Source organism: Pseudonocardia oceanicola (assembly GCF_047200735.1).
Classification (GTDB): Bacteria; Actinomycetota; Actinomycetes; order Mycobacteriales; family Pseudonocardiaceae; genus Pseudonocardia.
In genome coordinates this window covers 139,509-163,814 of sequence record NZ_JBJZON010000011.1, presented here as the reverse complement: position 1 = coordinate 163,814, position 24,306 = coordinate 139,509, and the positions used below count along the sequence as shown (strand labels likewise).

Here is a 24,306-nt window from a genome sequence, read left to right as displayed (position 1 = left end):
AGGAGAAAAATGGACTTTGCCCTGCTCTATGAGATTGCAGTGAGAAACTCGGCGAATGAGATCGATATGCCATGGGAGGAGATCGTTGCGAGGCCTTACAGCCGTAAGGCATCGCAGGAAGTCTTCAAGGGACTCGTCGACCAGGTGAAAATCGCCGACGAGGTCGGATTCCACAGCGTGTGGCACGTCGAGCACCATTTCCTGCACGGAATCTCCGAGTCCAGCAATAGCGACGCACTGCTCGGCGCCTACGCGGCGGCGACCAAGAACATTCGACTCGGCTATGGGGTGAAGCTCCTTCCCTTCGCATACAGCCACCCGGTCAAGGCTGCGGCGGCCGTCGGCGTTCTTGATCAGCTGTCGGGCGGACGGGTCGAGTTCGGCGCCGGACGCAGTTACACCATGGAGGAGATGCAAGGCTTTCAGATTCCGCCCGGGCAGACGAGGCCGCAGCTGGAGGAGTCACTCCGGCTGATCATGACCGCTTGGGAGAACGACAAGTTCTCGTGGGACAGCCCGAACTTCAAGATTCCGGAGCGCACTCTCGTTCCGAAGCCGCTGCAGGAACCGCACCCGCCGCTGTGGTATGCAGCATCTAGTAGTGAGAGTCACGAGTACGCCGGCGAGAACGGGATGGGCCTGCTCTCCTTTGCGTTGTTCGTCCAGCTCGAGGAGATCTCTCGCAGGCTCGGGGTGTATCGCGATGCGCTGAAGCGAGCGTCGCCCATCGGAAAGTTCGTCAACAACCGAGCAGCCTGTTTCACCGTGGTCCACTGCGCGGAGACGGACGAGCAGGCCCAACAAGAAGCCGCGGCTCGAACGACCGACTACATCAAGTTGGCCCTGACCCTGAGCTGGAAAACCGCGAAGTGGATCGAGGAAACCAAGGACTCGGAGAGCTACAACTACATCAGGAAGACGACGAACGTGGACCTCTCCGAGGTCACGTTCGAGAATCTCTCTGATCAGGCCATGGTCATCGTCGGGAGCCCCGACACCTGCATCAGGCAGCTCAAGAGGTACGAGGAGCTCGGAATCGACCTCTTCATGGGGGTGTTCCAGCATGCCGGCATGCCAATGGAGCAGGTGTCGAAGTCCATCGAGCTGTTCGGGAGAGAGGTGATTCCGGCATTTAAGTAGGCCGCCTATCGGATTCGACCTCGATACACATCTGACCGCGGCCGAGGCCCTCGCCTGCGGACGGCCACGCCGCAGAACGCCTGGACCTCTGCCGGCGAGGCCTCGGCCGCCGCCTCGGATTGGGACATCAGATGCCGTTCATTGACCTCGTGGACCCGCAAATTGCGGAGATCCTGAAGCCGTATCCAGACGAACTCAGCTGGGAACACATCGCATTCGATGCTATCCCGTCCTTCAGGGACCGCCTGGCCGAAATGATTCCAGCGCCACCCTCGACCGACGTCGAACACCACGACCACCTCGTAGAGGACCAGGGCCCTGTTCGCCTCTACGTGCCACCGAACAGACTGGCAGTGGCCCGCTTCCCTGCATCTTCTGGATCCACCCTGGTGGCACATGGTCGGCTCACCGACGCTGGACGAGCCGGAGAGCAACCGATTGGCGGAAACATTGTCGTGTGTCGTCATCGCACCCACGTATCCCCGAGAACCCGTACCCGGCGGCCATCGACGATTGCTATGCAGCGTTGGCATGGACCTTCCGTCACTCCGAGCAACTCAACATCGATCCCGCACACGTGATTGTGGCCGGCGCAAGTACAGGTGGCGGCCTGGTCGCCGCATCGAGTCTCCTGCTCGGGATCGACAGGAGTTCACAATAGCGGCTCAGGTAATGCTTTGCCCGATGCTCGACAATCTGTATGAGCGGTTCGATTCAAGTCGTGTCGCGAATCCGGTATGGGGCCGAACGCGAATGCGTTGGGCTGGCGGGCCCACCTCGGTGAGGAAGCCAGCTCACCTGACGTGTCGCCGTACGCGTCGACGCCTCGCGCTCGATTCACAGTGCTCGGTCACACGCAGCGGGGGCCAGTACCGTGATCGTGCTCTGGCCCGATGATCGTGTGGGCCCGGCCCGGGGTAGTTGCAGGCTGAGTGGCTGGAGGAGCAATGCGGGCATCAGCTAGCGCAGGGGGTGCATTCGACGCGTTCGCAGCGGGGCGCGTCATACTCCTGGTGGACGACGGCGTCAGCGGCGGCGCCGGTTACCTGACGGTGGCAGCCGAGCACGCCTGGCCGAAGTCGGTGGCCTTCATCGTGCGGCACACTTCCGGGTTCATATGCGTCGCAATGACGGAATCCCGGGCCGATGAACTGAGGATCCCGCCGATGTGCTGGCCGGACAGCAGAAACGCGGGCGCGTCGCACAGCGGCGGCGCCCGTCCGGGTTATCGCGTTACTGTGGATGCGAAGGAGAACGTCAGCACCGGAATCTCTGCCGCGGACCGAGCCACGACGATCCGCAAGCTCGCGAGTCCGAATGCCCGAGTCGGCGATCTCAGTCTTCCGGGCCATGTCGTTCCTGCATGTGCAGCCTCGGGAGGGCTCGCCGCCCGCGCGGGCCCCACCGAGGCATTGGTCGAACTTTCGACGCTCGTTGGCGTGCAGCCAGTCGCCGCCTTTGCGGAGATCGTCAGCAAAGACGACCCGACGAGGATGGTGCGAGGACACGAGCTCTTGTCGTTCGCGGTGAAGCACGACGTTGCCCTACTTACGATTGGATCGCTTACACCTCGGACGTGTCAGCGCGGAGGTCTCGCAGCGATAGTTGCGAGCGGCGAGTCCGAGTGGCCGGACACCCATGCCAATCAGCCCGACGTCTCTGGCTCTACGCAGCGAACCTGGGAGCGCGGGTTCTGATTCGTGTCGGCGAGTGATCTTGGTGGATGCGGCCGTGGTTGAGCAACAGTCGCAGCCGGTAGTGGTCGAAGTTGCGGTAGCCGCGGGCGGTCCGCTTCGCGTTTTTGATCTTCAGGTTGAGGTTCTCGGTGGGCCCGTTCGACACATCGGCGTGGTCGAAGTGCGCGCACAGCTCGACCCGCCAGGCGTGCAGCGTCCGCCCCAGCCGGGCGAGCTCGCCGATCGGGCACTCACGCAGGTCGATGATCAGGGCCGCGGCGCGGGTGCGGGCGAGATCGGGATCGTCGAGCCGGTAGAGGTTCATCAGGTCCTGGGCGACGGTCCAGGTCAGGGTGACCTCCCCGTCGGGGTCGCCGGCGATCAGCCCGGCTTGCAGCCGGGCGCGGGCCTTGGTCGAGAGGCGGTCGCGGCCGCCGCAGGACCCGGCGGATGCCGAACAGCGGGTCCCGGCTGCGGCCGCGGTGGCCCGTGGTGGCGTGCGGCACGCGGCGGCGGACGTCGTCCACGGCGGCCAGCCCGAGACGCACGACGTGGAAAGGGTTGAGAAACCCGGACCGCGTCGGGAAGCTGGATGGTCAGCGCGGTGGTGTAGCTGCGGAACGGGTCCAACGAGGCGGCCGTGACCGCCGCCCGCCAGGCCGGGTCCCGCTCGTGGCGCCAGTCGGCCAGCACGGTGCCCGGGCGGCCCTCGACGACCTCGAGCAGCCGGGCCGGCCGCCCGGGCGACAGGTCGACGATCCCGGTGGCAAACGTCGTGGCATGAGTCGCGGTCGCCCGCAGGTACGCCGTCTCACCGACCCCACCACTGTCACCGGATGATCGGCGGGGGCATAGGGAACCCTCCACGATCTCGCGGGAACCACAAGTTCCCCGACGAACACCTCGGGCTGCCGCGCCACACCCACCACCTCCTGCGCAGAGCGTCCTGCGCCCGACCAGAACGGATCAAGCCAACCCGAGTACGTCCCGAACGCTTCTGGACGTGGCACTGGTCACCGCTATGCTGTTGTGGACGCCGACGCTCGTTCGGCGACGACCATGCAGACATGCAGCCCGAGGAGATGTCGGCCTCACGATCGAGCACATCGGAGCTGCCATCGACGATCTCGACGGGCTGGGGGCCGCTCTCGGCGCGCTGCGCTGCGCGACCAACCCCGACAGTACGGCCTACCCATCAGCGCGACGGACAGACACCCGCAGCGACAGAGGAGGTGGTCGTCGATGATGACGACCCGGGTCGACAACTCAGCTCGTCCAGACGAGCCGTTGCGCTTCCTCGACGACCTACTGGTTCGGCACCCTACCCTGCATCGCGCGATCGCGGAGTTCGCCCGCTATACCGGCCGTACCGTGGCGATAAAGGTGGTCGGGACGCGTGTCATCGTCGTCGATCCCGACGGTGTGACTGCGCAGGGATGGCCGTCCGGCCCCGCTGCCTCGGGCACCTTCCGCGATGTGACCGTCGCGCTTGGAGGTCCCCGGACGCCGCGCGACGCGGCGCTGCTCGAACGCCTGGCCGTCCTGACGATCGTCCTTCGCGACCGAGAGACCCTCGTTGCTCCACAGCAGTCGCGCGCCGCCATGGTGGCGCAGTTGATGGATCCGACCACCAACTCGGCGCTGCGCAACCAGATCCTGATCGGTCTCGGTCTCCGGGCCTCGACACCGGTTCGTGCGTTTACCGTCGCCGGCGCGGACTCAATCATCGACGCCTTCGCGCGGATCCTGTCGCCCGACCGGCGATGCATCCTCCCCGCTACCCGCTCGCGGACGACCTTACTGCTGCGCATCGGCGACCAGGAGGATCTCGATCGCATCCCGGTGCCGCGAGGCCTGCAGGTTGGCGCGAGCCGGGTGCATCGTGCTGGAGCCGCGCCGTCCGCCTGCATGGAAGCGGACAACGCTTTCCGGTTCAGCCAACCGAGTCCGCGCGACTGCGGTCCGTACCGGATCGAGGAGGGTGTTCTCGTCCCTGCGGAAGGTCTCAGTGGTTACGAAGCACTTGCCGCAGCCCTCACCCCAGAGCAGATTTCGCGGATCGACGATGTTCAGGCGGTGGACCAGATACTGATGCTGGGCGGCCAAGAGATGCTGGCAACACTCGACGCAGTCGCAGTCGGATCGATCCGCTACGCTGCCCGCGCGTTGCACGTGCACCACAACTCGGTGCGAAGTCGGGTGGCGCAGGCTGAGCGGCTACTCGGATTTGAACTGTCAGATGCGTACGGCCGAAACCGTCTCTTCCTGGCTCTGACACTTCGCCGCATTCAGAAGACCCACGGGATGGTCGGGTAGGTCGGCAAGGATTTGCCGGGTGTTGCCCACCGGCGGAGGAGGGGACCCCGGGCGCGGGGGCGGGTCATCCCTGAAGTCGCCATCGGCTTCTCGGTCCACCCGTGGCCGGTGGACAAAGCTGTGGGGTGCGCTCGCAACGACGCCGGCCGCCCTCAGGGATCGCCAAAGTCAGTTGATCTTGAGTAGTTGGAGTGGTCGGAGGGCGTCTCGGCTGTGCTGGCGCAGCGCCGCGGCGATGTTGTTGAGTTCAGCGGTGATCCTGGGCCGCCCGCAGGTGCGGTCGTCGGCGTGCACGGCGCGGATCCGCTCGGCGAGTTCGGCGTCGGCTGCTGCGCGTGCGGCCCGTATCGGGGCGGCGGCGCGCCAGGCGTAGAACGAGGAACGCTGCTGCCCCCGACGCGTGACCGACATGGTCAAAGCCATCCTGGTCCCATCCATGCCGGCTGACGACAAGTGTGAAGCGCTCACTGGCCGAGCTGTGCGACCACCTCACCTCCTGTGGAGTGGGCCGGCGTACGTCCCCGAGAAGCTGGTGATCGTCGACGAGGGGCCCAGTCGGCGGCGGGCGGCAAGATCGCGAAGGGTCAACTCAGGACCCTGCTGGCGACACAGCCGGACCCAGGCGACTGAGTTGCAGGCGGTCGCTCGCCCCGTCCGCAGCCGGTCCTTCGAGGTCGCAGACGAGGGCAGGTGCCGTGCCGCCCCTCTGTCAGCGCACCCCCCCGATGTCCACTGCGGGGTCGACGCGGAGGTCGACGACGAGAGGCATGTCCCCCTCCGCGACCCTGCGGCCCACCTCGTCCAGCTCCGCCTCCGTACGCACGGTGAGCCCGGAGACCCCCATCCCGCGAGCGACCTCCGCGAACGACGGCCAAGGGGTCAAGGAGAGCTTCGGATCCAGCCCCCGTCTCTCCAATGACGACCATTCGGCACCGTAACAGTTGTCGTTCACGACGACGATCACCATGGGCAGCCTCAGCCGCGCAACGGTGGCGAGCTCGGCAATCGCCATCATCGCTCCGCCGTCGCCGGCCACGGCGACCGTGACCCGTGAGCTGTCCGACGCCGATGCTCCTATCGCTGCGGGTAGGCCGAGGCCGATCGAGCCGAAGTTCGCAGTGTGGGTGAACGCCTGCGGTGAACTCGCATGCAGGTACTTCCAGGGGGCCGCTGCGAACCTGGCCACATCCGTGACGACGATCCGATCCGACGGCAAGACCTCGTCGAGTCGGATCATCGCGAGTCGCGCGTCGACGAACCCGTTGGCACTGGTGTCGAGGAAGTCGCATCGAGGATCCCGCGCGGCGAGGCGCTCACCGAGCGCCGGCGAGCGGAAGGACGAGGCCTTGTGCCCGCTCTCGGCGAGCGCCTGTGCCATCTGCGTGGCGACGATCTCGGCGTCACCGAGAACGTCGGCGGTCACGGCGCCGAAGCGTCCGAGCTGTCCGGGATCGATGTCGACGTGGACGACCGCCCGCTGATCACGAAGCCATCCGCGGTCGGTGGTGTAGTGGTTCAGGCTGGCCCCGAAGGCGATCACGCAGTCCGAACTCGACACCACGTCGAGCGCCGTCGCGTCACTCAGAGTTCCGATGACTCCGAGGTCCCATCGCTCGCCGCGGAACAGATCCCGGCCCAACAGAGTCGTACCGAGCGGTGCGCCCAACGCGTCTGCCAAGCGCAGCAGCGCTGTGCGCGCACCGTCCGACGAGGCTCCGCGCCCCGCCAGGACGACGGGACGCTGAGCGGAGGCGAGCACACCCAACGCCTCGTCGACGACGTCGGGGTCCGGACTCACCCGCTGCCGCTGCCGGGCAGGGGAGGGTCCGAGGACGAGCGGCCCCGCGTCCTGATCCAACAGTGCGAAGGGGATGTCGAGCACCACAGGTCGACGCTCCCCCTCGGCCAACCGGAATGCGGCGCGGACGTCCGCGCCGACGTGTGTCGGATCGAGTACTCGACGATAGAGAGCGCCGGTGGCGAGCACCAGAGGAGCGATCTCGATTGCTTGGACGTAGTCGTGCACCGGAGGAGTCTCGCCGGTGAGCAGAACCAGAGGTGTGCGACCGCGGACCGCCTCCACCAGGGAGGTCACCGTGTTCGTCAGACCCGGGCCGTGGGTGACGGTGGCGCAGCCGACATCATCCGCCGTCTGTGCCGACCCGACGGCCATCATCAACGCGGCGCGTTCGTCGACCGCGCCGATGTAAGTGCCCCCGGAGCCGACGAAACCGTGCATGTAGACCATGTTGGCGTCGCCGAGCACACCGAAGACGATGCGCGGCCCGAACCTGAGAAGTGCCTCTGCCACACAAGTGTTTACGCTGGCCACGAAATCCACACCCGTCCTGAACTGCTCGCTCGAAGCGGACCCGAGATCGTCCCGGCTCAGACCTCGACAACGACCTTGAGCTGGCCCGCCGCCGGAACGGTGCCAGTATCGAAAGCATCCTGAATCTTGTCGATGGGGTAGATGTTCGTGATGTAGCGGTCGACGAGACCAGGATGCTTCACCATGTACTCGCCCGCGGCAGCCAGGGACTGTCGGCGGACGGATTCAGGCGTCGCGCCTGCACGCATCTGCAAGTTCTTGTACAAGAACTCCCGCATCGGGATCGGATAGACGGCCTCGTCCGGGACTCCGAAATAGTAGATCTCTCCGCCATAGGCCGTGGCGTCCACCGCCACCGCCAAACTCGCCGACTGATGGCCGATGGCCTCGACGACCAGCGTGGGACGGGTGGCCGGGGTCAGTCCGTGCGCCCAACGGTCGACGCTCGCGTGGACGGCCTGGTCGATCAGGAACGAGCGTGCCACGTCCGCTCGGTTCACCCGGTCGACGCCGACGACACGGCGCGCGCCGGTCGTCTTCAGAACGTGGGCGAAGAGCACCCCGATGGGCCCGAGGCCGAGGACCGCCGCGTCGGCGTCCTCCACGGTCGACATCTGGCTGACCGCGTAGACGACGCACGCGAGAGGTTGCATCATGACGGCCGTACTCGCCGAGAGCGACGGATCGTGAACCGCGAGGCTCGTGCCGTCGGTGACGACGAACTCCGAGATCGCGTTCATGCCGGTCGCCCAGCCGACCACGGACGAGCCGACCGTGAGTGACGCGTCTCGGGACGCGACCACCTCCCCCGCGACCTCGTGCATCGATGCCCCGTGGGGACAGCACGTGTAGTCCGACTCGTCCGCCACCGGAACAGCCGGGTTCATTCCGCCGCGGAAGAACGTGAAGTCGCTGCCACAGAGGCCCCCGGCCGCCAGCCTGAGGAGGACCTGGCCATCGGCGAGGTCGGCCGGGTCGGGGGCCGGCGCCTGACATCTCTCGAACGTGCCCGGCGCCGAAAGTCTGTAGGTCCACATGTCTGCGTGCAGTGAGATCACCTCGATGGTCGTAGAAGGGGCTGCGCAGAGTCGCAGCGGAGTCCTGCCTCCGCCGAGAAGGCCGAGCGGTCACCGCTCCTACGCGGCGTCAGTCCACAGGTCCGAGCACCCGCCATGCCGAGCACGCCGGCTCACCCGTGACGGGATCCGGGCGCGCGGCCTCGGGGCTGATCTCCACCAGGATCGCCTCAGGCTCGCCCGGCCGGCCTCCCGATGCCTCTGCTGCGGTTCGCCAGGTGGCGATCGCCAGCGACCGGTACTCCGCCAGCTCCTCGGAGGACACCACGTCCCGAGGAACCTGTAGTTCGTACTGCCACATGGGCATGGTGACCTCCGCGCCGGGTTCTGGGGTCGTGCGAGTGTTCTCAGTCGTGAACGCGACGCTCGCCCGGCGTCCCCACCTCGGAGGCGGCGACGAGGTCAGTCGGCGGGAGGGGATGACGATAGATCCGGCTCGCGTTCTCGAAGCAGATCTTGCGCACCTTGTCGTGTCCGAGGCCCGCCATCTCCCCGCGGATCATGTCCTGGCAGGCGGGCCATGTGCTGTCGAAGTGGGGGTAGTCGGTCTCGACCATGACGTTGTCCTCGCCGATGACGTCGAGCATCCGGAAGGCCGACGGGTCCTCGATCGAGGTGAAGAAGAAGTTCCGCCGGACCAGGTCCATCGGCGAGATCTCTCCGTCCGGCCAGCCCCTGCCGACCCCGGCCTTCTGGCGGAACGCGCGGCCCAGCCGCTCCAACGCCATCGGGACCCACGACACCCCTGCCTCGGAGAGCGCGATCTTCAGCCTGGGGAAGCGGAGGCAGACACCTGAGTAGACCCAGTCCATGAGCGCTTCCAGCCCGCTCACCGGGAAGAGTGCCACCGTCACCTCCTCAGCGGAGTCGGCCGTGGGAACGCTGGTCTTGCCGGATGAGCCGACATGCAGGTTGACCACCGTCTCCGTCTCCTCGCACGCCCTGAAGAAGGGGTCCCACCGTCTGTCGTAGATGTTCGGGAAGCCCAGGCCCTCGGGGTTCTCGGAGAAGCTGACCGCCCGGAAACCCCGTTCGGCGTTGGCGTAGATCTGTTCGGCGGCGACTTCGGCGTCAGCGAGCCACGGCAGTTGGCACGGGATGTAGCGCTCAGGTGCCGCACCGCACCACTCTTCGAGCATCCAGTCGTTGTAGGCCTTCAGACACGCCAACCCGACGTCGGGATCCTTCATCGTGGAGAAGCGCTTGCCTGCGAAGCCCCACACGAGCGACCCGAAGCAGAGCTGGGCCCACACCCCGGTGAGGTCCATGTCATTCAGTCTGGCCGCGGAGTCCCAGACACCCCGCCGGAATTCGTCGTAGCGGCAGGCGGTCAGCGCCCACTCGGACATCGGCCTTCCGGACGCCCCGTTCGACATGACGATCGGGACGAGACTGCCATCGATGTTCCACCATGGAGCACCGTCGTCCTGGACCTGACAGGTCGGCACACTTGCGGCGAAGCGCTGCGGCACCCGGCCCTCGAAGAGGTTCGGGGGCTCGAGTGCGTGGTCGTCGACCGAGATGATCGGGCAGAACAGTCGCTCAGCAGCGGGTTCATCGATGAACGTGATCGGTCCCCCGCGCCCGTACTCTCTGACCTTGGTGGCGAGGTAGTCATCGAGGCTCACTGCGCACTCCTTCACTCGAAGCTCGTTGATGGTCGGTCGTCGAGGGGCCGCGAGTGCCTCCCCCGACGCGATGGCCCGACGCACGGCCCGCTGACATGCGATGGCAGCGGGATACAGGCACTCCCCTACGACTGCCCCGACATCTCGGCTTGCTCGTCGGCGGTCGTCGTGAGCCGGGTCCCGCGCGTCTCCCGCATGCGCACGGTCACGACGGCGGCGATCAGGACGACCGCCGCGATGGTGATACTGAGCCACGTGTGACGGGGCGCACCGCCGGCTGCTGCGACCAGCGAGGCGGCCACCAGCGGCGTCAGCCCTCCGAAGACCGACGCGATCGAGAAGCCGACCGACACGCCGGTGAAGCGGACGTCGGTGGTGAAGAGCTCGGGCAGGGTCGCGCCGACGACTCCGCTCAGGAAGCTGTTCGCGATCGTCGCGACGACGAACCCGGCGAACAGGAACGCGGTCGACCCGGTGTTGATCATACTGAAGAACAGAAAACTCATCACCAGCTGCATCAAGTAGCCGATGAGCAGAATCGGTCGCCGACCGAATCTGTCCGACAGAGCGGCGCAGACCGGCGTCAGGAACACCTGGACCGCTTGCGCAACGACCAGAGCCGCCAGGGCCTCACTGCGGCTGAATCCCACCTGAATCGCGTAGCTGACGCCGAAGACGTGCACACAGATCCCGAACACCACGAGCCCGGCAGCCAGGACGATGCTCGTGACGAACGGACCCGGCTGGGACCGCACGACCGTGGCGATCGGGGCACGGCCGGTGCGGTGGCCCTCAGCGGCCTGTTGGAAGACGGGACTCTCCGCCACTCCGAGTCGGATCCACACGCCGACCCCGACGATCAGGATGCTGAGCAGGAACGGGATCCGCCACCCCCATCCGAGGAAGTCGCCCGTCGGCAGCAAGGTCACCACGGCGAAGGCCGCGGTGGCGACGAGCGATCCGATGGGTTGTGCCACCGTCGCGGCACTGCTCGCGAACCCTCGCCACCGCTTGTGGGCCGAATGCTCGACGGCCATCAGGAGAGCACCACCGAACTCACCGCCCGCCGACAGTCCCTGGATCAGGCGAAGGACGACCAGCGCGATCGGCGCAAGGACGCCGGCGGTCGCATACGTCGGCAGGAGACCGATGAGGAAGGACGCGGCCCCGATGATCATAAGAGTCGCGATCAGCACGTTCTTCCGGCCGAACCGATCGCCGAAGTGACTGAATATCACGGCACCCAGTGGCCTCGCCACGTACCCGACGGCGAGAACGCCGAACGAGGCCAGCACCCCGGCGACGGGATCCTCCGCCGTGAAGAACAGCACGTTGAACACGACTGCCGAGGCGGTCGCGTAGATGTAGAAGTCGTACCACTCCAAGACACCACCGAAGAAGGTGGAGAGCAGCACTCGCCGCAGTGGCCGCGACGCCCTGTTCGCGACGGACGTCGATGGCGCGTCGGCCAGCTCACTACTGTCAGACATGGCTTGCTCTCCACTCCTCACGCACCACGACCGCTTCGCCACGTCGACGGAAGTCGAGACGCTTGATCACGAACTGGATCGAGAAATCGATCGCGCGACCTCGGGCTGCACCCGGCCTGCACACTGCGCGTTGCCCGAGAGGACTCGAGGAGGTCTCACGCACGGGTTTCCCGCAGGTATTCGGCGGCACGCCCGTCCGAGCATTGCGCACGGCGCAGCCGGCCGAGGACCATGATCGGTGTCGCGCGCAGTCGAGGAGGATGTCGCGGAGGGAGGAGAACCATCGCATTTCGATGTCTCCTCCTCGCCCCCTGGGAGGCTACGGCGACCTACCCGAGGATCAACTCACCCCAGGTCGTAGTCGACACACGGAGGAGTCTGCGGACTGGGTCTGATCCCGGTGGTTCGAGGCATCGTGTTGCACCAGCACCTCTCATCTGACGCCCTTGTACAGATGTCGACATTGAAGGTGAGCCGGTCCACCACCTGGCCGGACCTCGACGTAGACCTCGACCGAGGATTGCCCGCCACGGAGACTCGACCAATGTAGTTTTGCACTAGATGGACGATGCGTCAACTACTTGTCACACGACTAGCTTGGCGCAGGGAAAAACCCTCTAGCCCACCTCGGAGGAGTCGAATGACGCAGACACCGACCGGGCCCGCCATCTGGCGGGCAACGACCGCCGGCCGTCCGGTTACGTCGCCCCGTCGACGCTGACACGATCTCGGCACACGTCGCAACAAGGAGGTTGACGATGACCCAGACCACGGGCCACTCCACGGGAGCGGTGGGCGAGGTCGGCCCTCCCCCGCCCTTCGACGCCGAGTGCGCCGCACTTCTCGCAGCAATGGCTCCGATGATCCCCGACCCGGCACAGGCCGACTGGCTCGAGCGGACGCGCGAGATGGCCCTCGACCCCAGCTTGTGCCTGGACGACGAGGCACTCGCCCGCGACGGCGCGTACGTCGTGGAGGAGCGGCGGGTTCCTGGTGCCCCCGGTGGGCCGGAGATCACGCTCGTGATCTGTACCCCCGCCGACGTGCAGCCCGGGGCACCCGCGCTCTACTACACGCACGGAGGCGGCATGGTCGCGGGGAGCAGTCGGATGCTTCTCGACCGCATGCTCGACCTCGGCCGACCTCACCGAGCTGTGGTGGTCGCCGTCGAGTACCGGCTAGCCCCCGAGCATCCCGATCCGGCCCCCATCGAGGACTGTTATGCAGGCCTCCTGTGGACTGCGCAGCACGCCGCGGAACTGCGCGTCGATCCGGGGCGGATCGTGCTCGCAGGCACCAGTGCCGGTGGCGGACTCGCCGCCGGACTGGCGCTGTTGGCCCGCGATCGCGGCGGGCCCGTTCCGCTCGGCCAGATGCTCGGCTGCCCGATGCTCGATGACCGCAACGACAGCTACTCCAGCCGCCAGATGGCGGCGGTCGGCCTGTGGGACCGTGACACCAACGCCGCCGGGTGGCAGGCACTGCTGGGGGAACGCCAAGGCGGCGACGCGGTCTCGCCCTACTCCGCGCCCGCACGGGCGACCGACCTCAGCGGTCTGCCTCCGGCGATCATCGACGCCTGCTCCACCGAGACGTTCCGCGACGAGGCCGTCACCTACGCGACCCGCATCTGGCAGGCGGGCGGGCGCGCAGAGCTGCACATCTGGCCCGGCGGGTTTCACGGCTACGAATACACGAGCAACACGGCCTTGGCTCACGCCACCGTGCAGGCCAGACAGGACTGGCTCAGTCGGCTGTTGCTGAGCTGACGGGCATGGGCGGACACTGCGAAACATGCAGCAGCTCGTCGGCAAGCTCGCAGCACTGGACCCGGACGCGGGTGCCGCCCTCAAGGTGATCGCATACTTCGACAACCTCCTCGAGATGCGGGCCGGGCTGGAGAGCATGGTTCGAGGCGCGGCCCTGTTGTCGGGACTCCCCGCGTTCCTCGTCGCCGCGGACCGCGGGATCCAGATCAGGGTCGACCCCGACGGCCTCCGCACCCCCGTCGCGCTCATCGAGCCGACATGGAGCCAGATCAGGATCGGGCCGACGACGAGGATCGGAGTCGAGCATCCAGAGCCTGCTGGCGCCGTCTGCGCACTCGTCCTCGAACGCGCTGCGGTCGCCATCCGAGCCGTTCTCGATCGGGCGCCACGGACACCCGCAGTAGGTCGACCTGACGCCGCGCTGGTCGAGATCGTCCTGGACTGCGACGCCCTCGAGGCGGATCGACTGCACGCGGCCCGACGTCTCGACGTCGGCAGGGATGATGTGCTCCAGGTGGTCGCGTCGTTGAGCGGGCGACTGGCGCTCGCGTGTCCAGGCGACCGGATCGTCGGGGAGATCGACCTCTCGCCTGCGGCCCGGGAACAGGTCGGGATCGGTCCTCCCGCCGGCACGCTCGATCTCCCGGCGACGGTCGGATGGGCCAGGGCTGCAGCCCTCTTCACAGCCGCAGGCGACGACCGAGACCCCGGGCCGCGGGTCGTCTCTGCCGTCGATCTCGGAGGGCTCATCCTGCTCGCGAAGACGCCCGCCGCCGAGCGGGACAGCGTGCCGGACGTCCATGCCATCGAGGCCGCGTCCTCAGCCGCACCCTGGATGCTCGCGACCCTCGACGCCGTCGCGGCCGGCGGCAGCCTGCGAGCGATCGCAGCTCGGATGACCGTCCACCACTCGACTCTCCAGGAGAGGGTGGCCATGGCCGAGCGTCTGCTGGGTTGGCCGATCAAGGACGGCGGCGGACGGGTCCGGTTGCAGGTCGCCCTCATGGTGCGCCGACTGAACCGCAACGCCGCCCGGCCGTAGGACGGCGTGCCCGTGGTGGTCCCGACGGGCGAGCCGGAGACAGTGACTTTCGCGACTATTGATTGATAGACTACTGACCTCGTCATGGAGCGGCCGACCGCGGCGGTTTCCAGTGGGGCCCGGCGACATGATCCGCACCGCACACCACTCGCGGGCAACTGCGGAAGACATCGTCCGCTCGGGTGGTCGACCTGGCCGCGGCCCGCACCCCGCACAGGTACGGACGACACAACCAGATGGGAAGGTCTTCGATGCCCAAGAACACCACGGTCGAGGCTCCGGTCGACGTCGACGCGGTTGTCGTCGGCGCCGGTTTCGCCGGCCTCTACATGCTCCGCAAGTTGGATCAGCTCGGTCTCACGTCACGAGGTTTCGAAGCCGGTGACGGTGTCGGAGGCACCTGGTTCTGGAACCGCTACCCCGGAGCGCGATGCGACGTCGAGTCGGTGGGGTACTCGTACTCCTTCGATCCGGAGCTCGAGCAGGAGTGGGTGTGGTCGGAGCGCTACCCGGCGCAGCCGGAGATCGAGTCGTACCTGAACCACGTCGCGGACCGGTTCCATCTCCGCGATCGAATCGCGATGGAGACAAAGGTGACGTCGGCCGTGTTCGACGAGGACACGACGAGGTGGACGGTGGCGACGGACCGCGGCGACCAGGTCACGTGTCGCTGGTTCATCACCGCCGTCGGCTGCCTGTCGGAGCCGAAGACCGTGGACATCCCGGGAGTGGACACGTTCGCCGGCGAGCACTATGACACCAGCCGTTGGCCGAAGGGCGAGGTCGACCTCGCGGGCAAGCGTGTGGCCGTCATCGGCACGGGCTCTTCGGGCGTCCAGGCCATTCCGAAGCTGGCCGAGGTGGCCGACCAGCTGTACGTCTTCCAACGGACGCCGAACTTCTCCGTGCCGGCCTGGAACCGACCGCTCTCCGCCACCGAGCTCGACGAGGTCAAGTCTCGCTACCGGAACTATCGGGCCGACCAGCTCGACTCGTTCTTCGGGCAGGCTCTGCCACCCGGCAAGCCGTCGGCCGTCGCCGCGACCGAAGCCGAGCGCCACGAGGTGTACCAGGCGGCATGGGACCTCGGGTCCATCTCGGCCTTCCTCGTCGCGTACGACGACCTGCTGATCTCCCAGGAGTCGAACGACACTGCGGCCCAGTTCATCCGGGACAAGATCGCCCAGATCGTCGCCGACCCGGAGGTGGCCGAGGACCTGTCGCCGACCGAGTATCCAATGGGCACGAAGCGCCCATGCATGGACACCGGCTACTACGAGACGTACAACCGTCCGAACGTCAAGCTCATCAACATCAAGAAGACGCCGATCGTACGGGTGGTGCCGAACGGGATCGAGACGTCGGAGGGCGTGATCGAAACCGACGTCATCGTCTTCGCCACGGGATTCGACGCGATGGTCGGAGCGCTGAACGCGATCGAGATCCGGGGGCGAGACGGGCGAGTGCTGCGGGATGAGTGGTCGAAGGGACCGCGCACCTACCTCGGCCTCGCAGTCCACGGCTACCCGAACATGTTCGTCATCACCGGGCCGCAGAGCCCCTCGGTGCTGTCGAACATGGTGGTCTCCATCGAGCAGCACGTCAACTGGATCGGCGACTGCATCCAGTACGTCACCGACAGGTCGGCACAGAGGATCGAGGCTGCCCAGAACGCCCAGGACGAGTGGGTCGAGCACGTCGCCACGCTCGCCGACACGACCCTGTTCCCCAAGGCCAAGTCCTGGTACATCGGCGCCAACGTCCCGGGCAAGCCTCGCGTCTTCATGCCCTACGTCGGCGGGATCAAGCCGTATCGAGAACTCTGCGACTCCGTCGCAGCGAAGGCGTACGAGGGGTTCGACGTGTCCGACTGAGCAGTCCCCGTTCCCGCATCCACGACCTCCAGGAGGATCACCATGTCCGTCATCGTCATCTCCCACTTCTCGACGCAGCCTGGTGAACGCGACAACGTTCTCATCGACGTCTCCGCCATGGTCGAGATGACGCGCACCATGCCCGGCTTCCTCGCCCTCGACGTGGCCGCGGACCAGGACGACCCCAACGCCGTGATCGCCGTGGAGAGGTGGGAGACGCGCAGGCATCACGAGGAGTACCTCGCGCTCCGGGCTGGAGACGGCTCGATGGCCGACTTCGCGAAGCGCCTCAGTGGCGCCCCCACGTTCACCTACGCGGACGTGCGGAGCCCCTGACGGACGACCCGGCTACGAGCACGCCGCACAGGGGATCTCGGCGGGTGCGAGCGAGCCGAACGGGCTCGCACCCGCCAAGATTCGGGTCCTACGGGCAGCACCGCCTCCTCGGACGCCGCCGTCAGGTCAGGCGATCGGCCCGAGCGTGACGACCGCCTCGGCGTGGGGCTCAGCTGTTCGCAGCGCAGCACGAACCGTGATCTCGCTCTGCCCGGCAGACGCTGGGCGAACGTCGCCCACCACGCTCAATGCGTCGCCGGGATGGGCGGGAGCGCGCAACCGGGTACGCAGGCCAGTCATCCGACCTCCTGGAATGCAGTCCCGGGCGATGCGCGCGAGGAGTCCATTCGTCGTGAGTATGTGGACGACGATGTCCTCGTTGCCGTGCGCACGGACGTAGTCGCGGTCGTGGCGGACCGGATGGAAGCCCCTCCTAGCGAACGCACCCGCAATGACGAGGGTGGGGAGTTCTTCAGGTCGGCGATGACCTGCTCGATGATGGCGTGGTCGCGCTCGGCGGCCTCGGCGCGCAGCAGCGGCTGCGGGCTGTCGGTGAACACGGCGTGGTAGCGGTAGACCGTGAACATCTCGGCTTGGCCGGCCGGCACGTGTTTCGGGTTGAGCCGGCGGACCCGGCGCACGATCAGCCGGGCGGATCAGCCGGGCGGTCACGTGTTCGGCCTTTGCGGCGGGCGGTGAACGCGGTGAACGGTATCTCGGCGACCTCGGCGACCTGGCCGTCGGAGACCCAGCGCTGCTCGGCTTCGTCGAAGATCGCGTTCGGGTAGCGGATCGGCACCCACGCCGCCTCCGGGATCGTGGTGATCGCCCGGAGCACCGTCGGGGTCTGTCGCGCGGTGATGGAGAACCGGGCCCCGGCGCGGCGGCAGGCTGATGAGGTCCTAGCCGTAGATCGCCGAGTCCGCGCGCACGATCACCAGCCCGGTCGCACCGGCGCGGCGCGCGGTCGCCCGCGCGTCGGCCAGCAGTTTCACCGCGCCCCGCACCGAGTTGGTCGCGCCCTTGCCCAGTCGGCTGGCCGCGATCAGCGGGGCCGAGCGCGGCGTGCCGATCGTGGCCAGCAGCGCGTTGAGTCCGTTCCCCCCGGTGCAGCCGCGCCCGGCGCCCTGCTTGGCATACGCCCTGCTTGGCATCGCCGGAGGTGGCGCGCACCGTGTCGTCCAGATCCGCCGAACCCGACCCGCTCGGCACCGGACAGGACCGGGGTCGTGCGCGTGAGCCCGGGCCAGCAGCCGCGCGACCACGGCATCGAGTTGGCGGACGTGGCCGAAGGTGAACAGGCGCAGGAACACCCCAGCATCGACGGCGCCCCCACCTCGATCAACAGCCGGGGCATGCCGCCGTGGCGCACCAGGTCCACGTCGCTGACCGAGTCCGCGCCGCAGATCATCCCGGCGACCAGGACGAGGGCCTTCCCGGTGGCGTGCGCCGCCCTCCGCGGCGATCCGCAGCCGCCCGGTCAGCAGCGACGCCAGCCCGCAGCGGGCGGCCAGCGCCCACACCGCGGCCAGGCCCGCACACGACACCAGATTGGGATCATCGAACCACACCGACACCGCGGCGGGCGTGAGCTAGTCGCATCCGGCGGACGCCCTTCAGTGCGGCGACCAATGCGACCGTGGTAAGCCACATTCTCCGAGCTCAGAGGGGCCATTCGTGTGTCACGACCCGCCGTCAGGCGCCCATTTCGCGGTGGATCCAGGCTCAGTCGGCGAATCGCATCCCGCTAGCTGGCCACCAGCCCGTCCTCCTGCTCGTAGTCGAACCTCCCGGGATAGCGAGCAGGGTCGACGGATTGTCCCGCCGCCGGCACACGGACTCGGCGAGCGCGTCGCGGGCAGTCACCGCGTCCGAGTAGCCGAGCTCGACCCGCGCCTTCTCCGCATCGACCAGCGCGTGCGGGTGTGCGTCCGGCGCCAGGAGCTCCGACAGCGCCGACGGCGCGATCTCCGACGGCACCCCGACCAGCTCCATCGCCTCGTCACCCGCGAACTCGCTGACGATCTCCGCCCACAGAGGGACCGTGCGGTGATCGTCGTCCGCACAGTTGTAAGCCTGTCCCCCGGCCGCATCGGGCCGATCTGCCGCGCGAAGGACCACCTCGACGGCATTGCGCGTCCCGCAGAGCGAGACGATCCAGAGCCCGTCGTCGGGGAGGATCATGCGGCGCCGTCCGCCGAGCACCCGTGTGACGATGGCCCAGCCCGGACCAGCACCTTGCGGGGGCCGTGGATCTGGGGATAACGGATGCTGGTGAAGACGTGACCACGCTCGGCCGACCGCTCCATGACGGCACGCTCCGCCGCGGACGAGCGTCGGGAACCTGGGCGAGCCGGAGTCGGGTCGGCGAGTGGTCCGTCCTCGCGAGTCATGAGCGTCATGCCGCTGGGAGGCGCCGAGCGGCGGCCGAGGTAGCCGCGGTACGGCGAAAGGCCGCTCCCGAAGACCAGGTGCCCGCATCTGCCCGCCGTCGCCTCGCGACCGCCGTCAGCCGGCCGTACGTCACGATCGCGAGGTCGAAGACTCCGACCCACAGCCTCGCGCACGGTCTCGACGAAGTGCGGGTCTGCGTGTCGGTGGGGGGAACCACAGGCCGATCGGGCGGCTCGTGTACCCCGACCCCACCGACGCCGACTCCTCGTCCCTTGTCCGCAAGGACCGATCCAGCCCGCGTCGCCTCCGCAGGCGACGGGCACCATGCCGGCGGAGGCGACGAAGGGCGGCGAGTCGTCGGGTGAGCACAGGCGATCGTGACCCACCGTGTCGCTAGACCTTGCCCCAGAGCTTCGCGAACTGGTCTCTGATGTCCACGACCTGCGGGAAGTACACCGTCCCGCTCGGAACATCGCCGACGTTGTCCTTCGTGAGGAGCCATGCGTCAGGAGTGAAAGCGGGCTGGACCTGGTCTCCGACGATCGTGCGGGCGATGGCGTCGAGTGCGCCGTAGTAGTACTCGTAGAGCGGGAAGTTGATCACGCCCGCCTCGGTGCCGGCGGCGATCTCGTCGAGGGTCGTGGCGCCCGGTGCCGCCCCGGTCACGAAGATGTCGGTCAGCCCCGCCGCCTTGATGGCCGCGGTGAGCCCGGCATCGGTCGCGTTCGTGCTGCCCTGCACCACGTACTTGACCTTGGGGTGCGAGCGCAGGTAGCTCACGACGGCCTGCGGGGTCTTGGAGAGCTCTGTGAGCTGGACCGGAAGCATGTCGCCGGAACACTCGGCACACGCCGCCTCGAGCTGCTGGATGAAGACCTCGCCCGTGTGCTTCGTGGTCGCGTAGTCGGGATACACGTAGACGACGTCGGCCGGGGCGGTACCGGCCGCGGCCAGGATCTGGCTGATCCACACCGGTGTCCGTACCTCGGCCTGGTTCGACCCGATGTTGTAGACCAGGCCCGCTCCCGGGGGCACCGACACACCCTTGTCGTCGACCACACAGCACGCCGCGACCGGGATTCCCTTGGCGGCCGCCTCCTCGACGTATTTGCCGATCATGGTGGGTGGTGTGGCCGTATAGATGATCCCATCGGGCGCATTCCTCAGCACCGTCTCCCAGGCGTTGCGCACCTTGTCCGCAGTGCCGTCCGTGGGATACGTCTCGACGGTCCAGCCCAGGACGGAGGCGGCCTCACCGGCGACCTGGCCGATGGCGCTGCAGATCGCCGCCGTCCCGCAGCTGATGTAGGCGATCTTCTTGCCTGTCGGGATCGGCTTGCTGACCGGGGTGGTGAGCGGGATCGTGGTGGGACGCTTCGTGTACTCGGCAAGATCCGCCTTCGCCGCGTCCGGCGTCACGCTGTTCGCGGAGGATGCGGCCACGGGGGCATCGGACGAGGTACCGCCCCCACAGCCGCTGATCACCCCCAGCCCCAGCGCGGCGATGACAGCGACCGTACGGATCGCCCTACGACTCGACATGCGGCCCCTCCTTTGGGGTGGTGACACGTGAAGTGGGTGTGCGTCGGCCGGACCGGGGTCTGACCTCCCGACCAGGACCGTCAACCGGTCCGGTCGGCCGGCCGCTCCGGACCCTTTCCGACCAGCCTGCGCAGCAGGCGGACCGGAACGACGTCCTCGGATGCGCCGGATCGACGTTCGAAGGCTGTCACCGCCAGCGCGACGATCAGGACCAGGCCGGTGAAAAGCGACTGGGTCCACCCCTCGCCGCCGCTGAGACCCAGGCCGACCGTGCCGACACCGAGGAGCACGATCGCGAGAAGCGTGCCCCAGGCGTTGAAGCGGCCCTGCTTGAACTGGGTGGCTCCGACGAAAGCGGCGGCGAAGGCGGGAAGCAGGTACGGGTCACCCGCCGAGGGCGAGCCTGAGTTGATCGACGACGCGAGCACGATCCCGGCGAACCCGGCCAGCGTCGACGAGAAGATCAACGTGCCGAGCCGGACCCGATCGGCACGGACGCCGGCGAGACGGGCGGCCTCGGCGTTGAAGCCGACGGCATAGATGCGTCGACCGACCGCCGTACGTTCCTGGACGTGCCAGATGACCAGGCTGATCACGATGACGTACACGATCGGCAGGGTGAACCCGGCGACCTCGGTCTGGGCGATCGCGTCGAAGCCGCCCTGCAGCTCGCTGCCACTGATCGCCGTCGAGTCCGACACGGCGATCACCGCGGCCTGGAGCAACGACCCCGTGGCGAGTGTCGCGATGAAAGAGTTGATCTTGAGGCCGACCACGACGAAGGCGTTGACGACTCCGACCATCGCCGAGACAACGAGGGCGATGACCACGCTGAGGGCCACCGGCAACCCGCCGATCACGATCAGATAGGTCGACACGACCCCGCTCAGGGTCACGACATAGGCCACGGAGAGATCGAAGACCCCTGCCGACATAGGCAGGACCAGCGCCAGGGCGACGAGCGCGGTCACCGTGTTGCCGTTGAGGATCTGCTTGAGGGTCGCCCACTCGCCGAACAGGGGTTCGGCGGCGAGGAAGTACACGATGAGCGCGATGAGGATGTAGCTCGCGCCCACGTTCTTGAAGGAGAACCAGGCCGCAGCCCGCTTCGCCAGCGGCTCGACATCGTCGTCGAGATCGGTCAAGACCGCTTCCCGCTGGGGACCGCGCGGATCGCCGCTCGCGCTGTCGAGGCGGTGGTCACTGTCTGCGCTCGTCATCAGTCCCCCAGACCTTCCATCGCTCGCATGAGGTTCGGCTCGTCGATCCGTGGCCCCTCCAGCTGGCCGGCCACGCGGCCACCCTGGAGCACGAGCACCCGGTCACAGAGGGCGATCAAGTCGTCGACATCGGTCGAGGTCACCACGATCGACAGGCCGGCGGCCGCCCGCTCGGCGAGCAACGCGAAGATCTTCAGCCGGGTTCCGATGTCGACACCTGCGGTGGGCTCGGACATCACCAACAACGTGGGCTCCTTGGCGAGGGCTCGACCGATCACCGCCTTCTGCTGGTTCCCGCCGCTGAGGTTGTCCAGGTGCTCCGACAGCCGGCGTCGGGCGATCCCCACGCGCGTCGCCCAGGTCGCGGCGAAGTCACGCTCCGCGCGCGGTGTCAGCAGCCACCGGCTGCCGATCGACCGCAGGGCGCTGAGGGTGAGGTTCTCCTGCACCGTCATGGTGGGAAAGGCGCCTTCTCGGGCACGGTCTCCGGTCACGTACCCCACGCCGGTGCGACGCCACGACCGCACCGACATCCAGGGACCGACCCCACCGACCCGTACCGCTCCCGACGAGGCCGCGGCACCGGCCCCGAGGACACGCGGCAGCTCCTCGCGCCCGTCGTCGGGGAGTCCGGCGAACCCGACGATCTCTCCCCGCCGCACGTCGAAGGACGCGCCCCGCAGGTATCGGCCACGAAGGTCGCGCACTTCGATCGCCGCGACCTCCGAACCCGACCGCGCGACCCGCTCGGTGGGCCCGTCGTTCTCCCCGAGCATCAGGCGGACGAGCTCCGACCTCGTGATCTCCGTCGTCGGGGCCGTCGCCACGCGACGACCCTCGCGAAGGACGGTGATCGTGTCGGAGATCTCGAAGATCTCACCGAGCCGGTGCGAGACGTAGAGGATCGCGTTGCCGGCGGCACGCAGCCGCGCGATCGTCGCGAACAGGGTGCGCGCATCCTTGGCCGGCAGCACGGCCGTCGGCTCGTCGAGGATCAGGACACCTTCACCGGGCGCACACCCGCGCAGCGCGATGGCGATCGCGACCAGGGTCTGCTGCACCTGGGTGAGCCGCCCCACCGGAACGTCCAGATCGAGCCGCACCCCGAAGGGCGCGATGGCCTCCTTGGCGGCGTGCCGCTCCGCCCGCCAGTCGATCCCGCCACGGCGGCGCGGCTGGAAGCCTCCGTTGAGGGCGAAGTTGTCGACGGCGCTGAGACCGTCGACCAGACCGAGGTTCTGGTGGACGACGCGGATCGGCGAGCCGACCTCACCGGCCGCGGCCGACCTGCGCCAGGCCCCGGCCGCATCACGCCATTCGAAGAGGGCCCCGGGATCCGGCCGGTGAAATCCCGAGAGACTCTTGATCAAGGTCGACTTGCCGGACCCGTTGTGCCCGACCAGTGCGTGCACCGTCCCGGACCGCAGCTCGAGATCGACGCCATCGAGGGCCCGGACTCCAGGGAACGTCTTGGACAGTCCGGTGACCCGGAGCAGGACATCCTGGTCGGGTCGCGCCAGGGTCGTCACGACGCCCCCGCAAGGCTGTGCTCACGGCCTTCGCACGGGTGTCCGTGTGAAGGTTCGACGCCATCCGGCGTCTCGGCTCGCATCCCAGCCGTCTGGCGGGGAGCCGTGGGCCTACGCATCATGGCGTGGCGGTCAGGCATGAGACTCTCCGTGGTCTCGCCCGGGTTCTCCCGGTGGGTGGAGGATCACCAACAACGACTATCCAACGCTAAATAGTCTATGACTCAACCTTCGCCGAACCCTGACAGGCCGAGGCGCTCAAGTCAAGGCTCGGTAAACGGGTGGGTGCACTCGGTGCGATGGTCGGCAACCTATCGGGCCGCGACGCCTACGGCTACGCCCCGGCGGGCGCATCCAGTACTCGTCGCGCAGCAGTCGCTCGTATAGCTTCCCCGTCGCCTGGCGCGGCAGCTCGGCCCGGAAGTCGACCGACCGCGGTCACTTGAGGTCGGACGGGGACGCGCGGCAGAACACGATGCACTCCTCGGCGAGCGCCTGCGCGTCCGTCGGGTCCGCGCGCATGTTCGCGGGCTGGACGACGGCCTTCACCTCCTCGCCGAAGTCGGCGTTCGGCACCCCGAACACGGCCACGTCGACCACCGCCGGGCGCGTATCAGGACGCCAACCGGCGCGCCCGCTGCCCGGTCACCGCCCTGCGGACCTGGCTCGACGCTGGTGGCATCACCGACGGGCCGGTGCTGCGGAAGGTCGGCCGGGGCAACCGCGTGCTCGACCGTGGCCTGCGGCCCGAGTCGACCAACGACCTTGTGCACGCCGCGACCGCACACGCCGAGCTCGCTGCGGGCCGTACTCCCGCGCACTCGCTGCGGGCCGGGTTCGTGACCTACTCACACCTGCGCGCGGCCTCCGACCGGGCGATCGCCCACCAGACCCGTCACCGCTCGCTGGCCACCCTCGGCGCCTACGTCCGAAGTGAAGATG

General features: G+C 67.8%; 22 protein-coding genes and 2 pseudogenes. 8 read left to right on the top strand and 16 right to left on the bottom strand.

Features of this window, described 5'->3' with window-relative positions; all coding sequences use genetic code 11:
- The first annotated feature begins 9 nt into the window (after positions 1 to 9).
- The 3 genes from ACL02T_RS17775 (at position 10) to ACL02T_RS17765 (ending at position 2,837) form a co-directional block, all read left to right on the top strand.
- A complete protein-coding gene (locus ACL02T_RS17775) occupies positions 10 to 1,140 on the top strand; it encodes an LLM class flavin-dependent oxidoreductase (protein WP_412831837.1) in 1,131 nt (376 codons plus the stop codon).
- A gap of 199 nt (positions 1,141 to 1,339) precedes the next feature.
- Positions 1,340 to 1,801, top strand: a complete 462-nt coding sequence (locus ACL02T_RS17770) for an alpha/beta hydrolase (protein WP_412831861.1) — start codon at positions 1,340 to 1,342, stop codon at positions 1,799 to 1,801.
- Positions 1,802 to 2,087: 286 nt separating this feature from the next.
- Positions 2,088 to 2,837 (top strand): 3,4-dihydroxy-2-butanone-4-phosphate synthase, encoded by a 750-nt coding sequence (locus ACL02T_RS17765; RefSeq protein WP_412831836.1) that lies wholly within the window; start codon positions 2,088 to 2,090, stop codon positions 2,835 to 2,837.
- On the opposite strand, the gene ACL02T_RS17760 is transcribed toward ACL02T_RS17765, so the two are convergent.
- A complete protein-coding gene (locus tag ACL02T_RS17760; RefSeq protein WP_412831860.1) occupies positions 2,806 to 3,474 on the bottom strand; it encodes a transposase in 669 nt (222 codons plus the stop codon). The two genes, ACL02T_RS17765 and ACL02T_RS17760, sit on opposite strands and share 32 nt — an antisense overlap.
- Positions 3,384 to 3,683 (bottom strand): annotated as a pseudogene (locus tag ACL02T_RS17755) (transposase); the annotation flags it as partial. The pseudogene ACL02T_RS17755 and the gene ACL02T_RS17760, both read right to left, overlap by 91 nt.
- A 375-nt stretch (positions 3,684 to 4,058) precedes the next feature.
- Between ACL02T_RS17755 and ACL02T_RS17750 the strand changes: the two are divergent.
- Positions 4,059 to 5,132, top strand: a complete 1,074-nt coding sequence (locus tag ACL02T_RS17750; RefSeq protein ID WP_412831835.1) for a helix-turn-helix domain-containing protein — start codon at positions 4,059 to 4,061, stop codon at positions 5,130 to 5,132.
- Positions 5,133 to 5,369: 237 nt separating this feature from the next.
- Here the strand turns inward: ACL02T_RS17750 and ACL02T_RS17745 are convergent.
- From ACL02T_RS17745 to ACL02T_RS17720, 6 genes and pseudogenes are all read right to left on the bottom strand, one after another.
- A pseudogene (locus tag ACL02T_RS17745) lies at positions 5,370 to 5,519 on the bottom strand (IS3-like element ISTesp3 family transposase); the annotation flags it as partial.
- A 322-nt stretch (positions 5,520 to 5,841) separates the two neighbouring features.
- On the bottom strand, positions 5,842 to 7,473 hold the full coding sequence (locus ACL02T_RS17740; protein ID WP_412831834.1) for a thiamine pyrophosphate-binding protein: 1,632 nt from the start codon (positions 7,471 to 7,473) through the stop codon (positions 5,842 to 5,844).
- A 47-nt stretch (positions 7,474 to 7,520) separates the two neighbouring features.
- Positions 7,521 to 8,522: a zinc-binding dehydrogenase gene (locus ACL02T_RS17735; protein ID WP_412831833.1), complete on the bottom strand. Its 1,002-nt coding sequence runs from the start codon at positions 8,520 to 8,522 to the stop codon at positions 7,521 to 7,523.
- An 88-nt stretch (positions 8,523 to 8,610) separates the two neighbouring features.
- A complete protein-coding gene (locus ACL02T_RS17730) occupies positions 8,611 to 8,847 on the bottom strand; it encodes a hypothetical protein (RefSeq protein WP_412831832.1) in 237 nt (78 codons plus the stop codon).
- Positions 8,848 to 8,887: 40 nt separating this feature from the next.
- Positions 8,888 to 10,168 (bottom strand): amidohydrolase family protein, encoded by a 1,281-nt coding sequence (locus ACL02T_RS17725; protein ID WP_412831831.1) that lies wholly within the window; start codon positions 10,166 to 10,168, stop codon positions 8,888 to 8,890.
- A gap of 125 nt (positions 10,169 to 10,293) precedes the next feature.
- Positions 10,294 to 11,583: an MFS transporter gene (locus tag ACL02T_RS17720; protein WP_412831830.1), complete on the bottom strand. Its 1,290-nt coding sequence runs from the start codon at positions 11,581 to 11,583 to the stop codon at positions 10,294 to 10,296.
- 833 nt (positions 11,584 to 12,416) lie between these two features.
- Between ACL02T_RS17720 and ACL02T_RS17715 the strand changes: the two genes are divergently transcribed.
- The 4 genes from ACL02T_RS17715 to ACL02T_RS17700 all read left to right on the top strand — a co-directional run bounded on the left by ACL02T_RS17715 (position 12,417) and on the right by ACL02T_RS17700 (position 16,679).
- On the top strand, positions 12,417 to 13,427 hold the full coding sequence (locus tag ACL02T_RS17715) for an alpha/beta hydrolase (protein WP_412831829.1): 1,011 nt from the start codon (positions 12,417 to 12,419) through the stop codon (positions 13,425 to 13,427).
- 25 nt (positions 13,428 to 13,452) lie between these two features.
- Positions 13,453 to 14,469: a PucR family transcriptional regulator gene (locus ACL02T_RS17710; RefSeq protein ID WP_412831828.1), complete on the top strand. Its 1,017-nt coding sequence runs from the start codon at positions 13,453 to 13,455 to the stop codon at positions 14,467 to 14,469.
- Between the two features lie 251 nt (positions 14,470 to 14,720).
- Positions 14,721 to 16,343: a flavin-containing monooxygenase gene (locus ACL02T_RS17705; RefSeq protein WP_412831827.1), complete on the top strand. Its 1,623-nt coding sequence runs from the start codon at positions 14,721 to 14,723 to the stop codon at positions 16,341 to 16,343.
- Positions 16,344 to 16,385: 42 nt separating this feature from the next.
- Complete coding sequence (locus tag ACL02T_RS17700) at positions 16,386 to 16,679, top strand: putative quinol monooxygenase (protein WP_412831826.1); 294 nt, start codon at positions 16,386 to 16,388, stop codon at positions 16,677 to 16,679.
- A 296-nt stretch (positions 16,680 to 16,975) separates the two neighbouring features.
- On the opposite strand, the gene ACL02T_RS17695 is transcribed toward ACL02T_RS17700, so the two are convergent.
- The 8 genes from ACL02T_RS17695 to ACL02T_RS17660 form a co-directional block, all read right to left on the bottom strand.
- A complete protein-coding gene (locus tag ACL02T_RS17695; protein WP_412831825.1) occupies positions 16,976 to 17,266 on the bottom strand; it encodes a hypothetical protein in 291 nt (96 codons plus the stop codon).
- 56 nt (positions 17,267 to 17,322) lie between these two features.
- Complete coding sequence (locus ACL02T_RS17690; RefSeq protein ID WP_412831824.1) at positions 17,323 to 17,478, bottom strand: hypothetical protein; 156 nt, start codon at positions 17,476 to 17,478, stop codon at positions 17,323 to 17,325.
- Between the two features lie 103 nt (positions 17,479 to 17,581).
- On the bottom strand, positions 17,582 to 17,833 hold the full coding sequence (locus ACL02T_RS17685) for a hypothetical protein (RefSeq protein ID WP_412831823.1): 252 nt from the start codon (positions 17,831 to 17,833) through the stop codon (positions 17,582 to 17,584).
- A 571-nt stretch (positions 17,834 to 18,404) separates the two neighbouring features.
- Positions 18,405 to 18,863: an NAD-dependent epimerase/dehydratase family protein gene (locus ACL02T_RS17680; protein WP_412831822.1), complete on the bottom strand. Its 459-nt coding sequence runs from the start codon at positions 18,861 to 18,863 to the stop codon at positions 18,405 to 18,407.
- A 603-nt stretch (positions 18,864 to 19,466) separates the two neighbouring features.
- On the bottom strand, positions 19,467 to 20,615 hold the full coding sequence (locus ACL02T_RS17675) for a sugar ABC transporter substrate-binding protein (RefSeq protein ID WP_412831821.1): 1,149 nt from the start codon (positions 20,613 to 20,615) through the stop codon (positions 19,467 to 19,469).
- Positions 20,616 to 20,695: 80 nt separating this feature from the next.
- Positions 20,696 to 21,760 (bottom strand): ABC transporter permease, encoded by a 1,065-nt coding sequence (locus ACL02T_RS17670; protein ID WP_412831820.1) that lies wholly within the window; start codon positions 21,758 to 21,760, stop codon positions 20,696 to 20,698.
- Positions 21,761 to 21,834: 74 nt separating this feature from the next.
- Positions 21,835 to 23,364 carry a sugar ABC transporter ATP-binding protein gene (locus tag ACL02T_RS17665; protein WP_412831819.1) on the bottom strand — a complete coding sequence of 510 codons (1,530 nt, stop codon included), beginning with the start codon at positions 23,362 to 23,364 and terminating at the stop codon, positions 21,835 to 21,837.
- Between the two features lie 438 nt (positions 23,365 to 23,802).
- The gene (locus ACL02T_RS17660) at positions 23,803 to 23,964 is read right to left on the bottom strand and encodes a hypothetical protein (protein WP_412831818.1); all 162 of its coding nucleotides are present in this window, start codon (positions 23,962 to 23,964) and stop codon (positions 23,803 to 23,805) included.
- Positions 23,965 to 24,306 lie beyond the last annotated feature (342 nt).

Coding starts and splice junctions, on each gene's coding strand:
- ACL02T_RS17775 (WP_412831837.1), top strand. CDS start 10: ATGGACTTTGCCCTGCTCTATGAGATTGCAGTGAGAAACTCGGCGAAT.
- ACL02T_RS17765 (WP_412831836.1), top strand. CDS start 2,088: ATGCGGGCATCAGCTAGCGCAGGGGGTGCATTCGACGCGTTCGCAGCG.
- ACL02T_RS17750 (WP_412831835.1), top strand. CDS start 4,059: ATGATGACGACCCGGGTCGACAACTCAGCTCGTCCAGACGAGCCGTTG.
- ACL02T_RS17730 (WP_412831832.1), bottom strand. CDS start 8,847: ATGCCCATGTGGCAGTACGAACTACAGGTTCCTCGGGACGTGGTGTCC.
- ACL02T_RS17715 (WP_412831829.1), top strand. CDS start 12,417: ATGACCCAGACCACGGGCCACTCCACGGGAGCGGTGGGCGAGGTCGGC.
- ACL02T_RS17710 (WP_412831828.1), top strand. CDS start 13,453: ATGCAGCAGCTCGTCGGCAAGCTCGCAGCACTGGACCCGGACGCGGGT.
- ACL02T_RS17705 (WP_412831827.1), top strand. CDS start 14,721: ATGCCCAAGAACACCACGGTCGAGGCTCCGGTCGACGTCGACGCGGTT.
- ACL02T_RS17700 (WP_412831826.1), top strand. CDS start 16,386: ATGTCCGTCATCGTCATCTCCCACTTCTCGACGCAGCCTGGTGAACGC.
- ACL02T_RS17695 (WP_412831825.1), bottom strand. CDS start 17,266: ATGTTCACGGTCTACCGCTACCACGCCGTGTTCACCGACAGCCCGCAG.
- ACL02T_RS17685 (WP_412831823.1), bottom strand. CDS start 17,833: ATGCCAAGCAGGGCGTATGCCAAGCAGGGCGCCGGGCGCGGCTGCACC.
- ACL02T_RS17680 (WP_412831822.1), bottom strand. CDS start 18,863: ATGATCCTCCCCGACGACGGGCTCTGGATCGTCTCGCTCTGCGGGACG.
- ACL02T_RS17675 (WP_412831821.1), bottom strand. CDS start 20,615: ATGTCGAGTCGTAGGGCGATCCGTACGGTCGCTGTCATCGCCGCGCTG.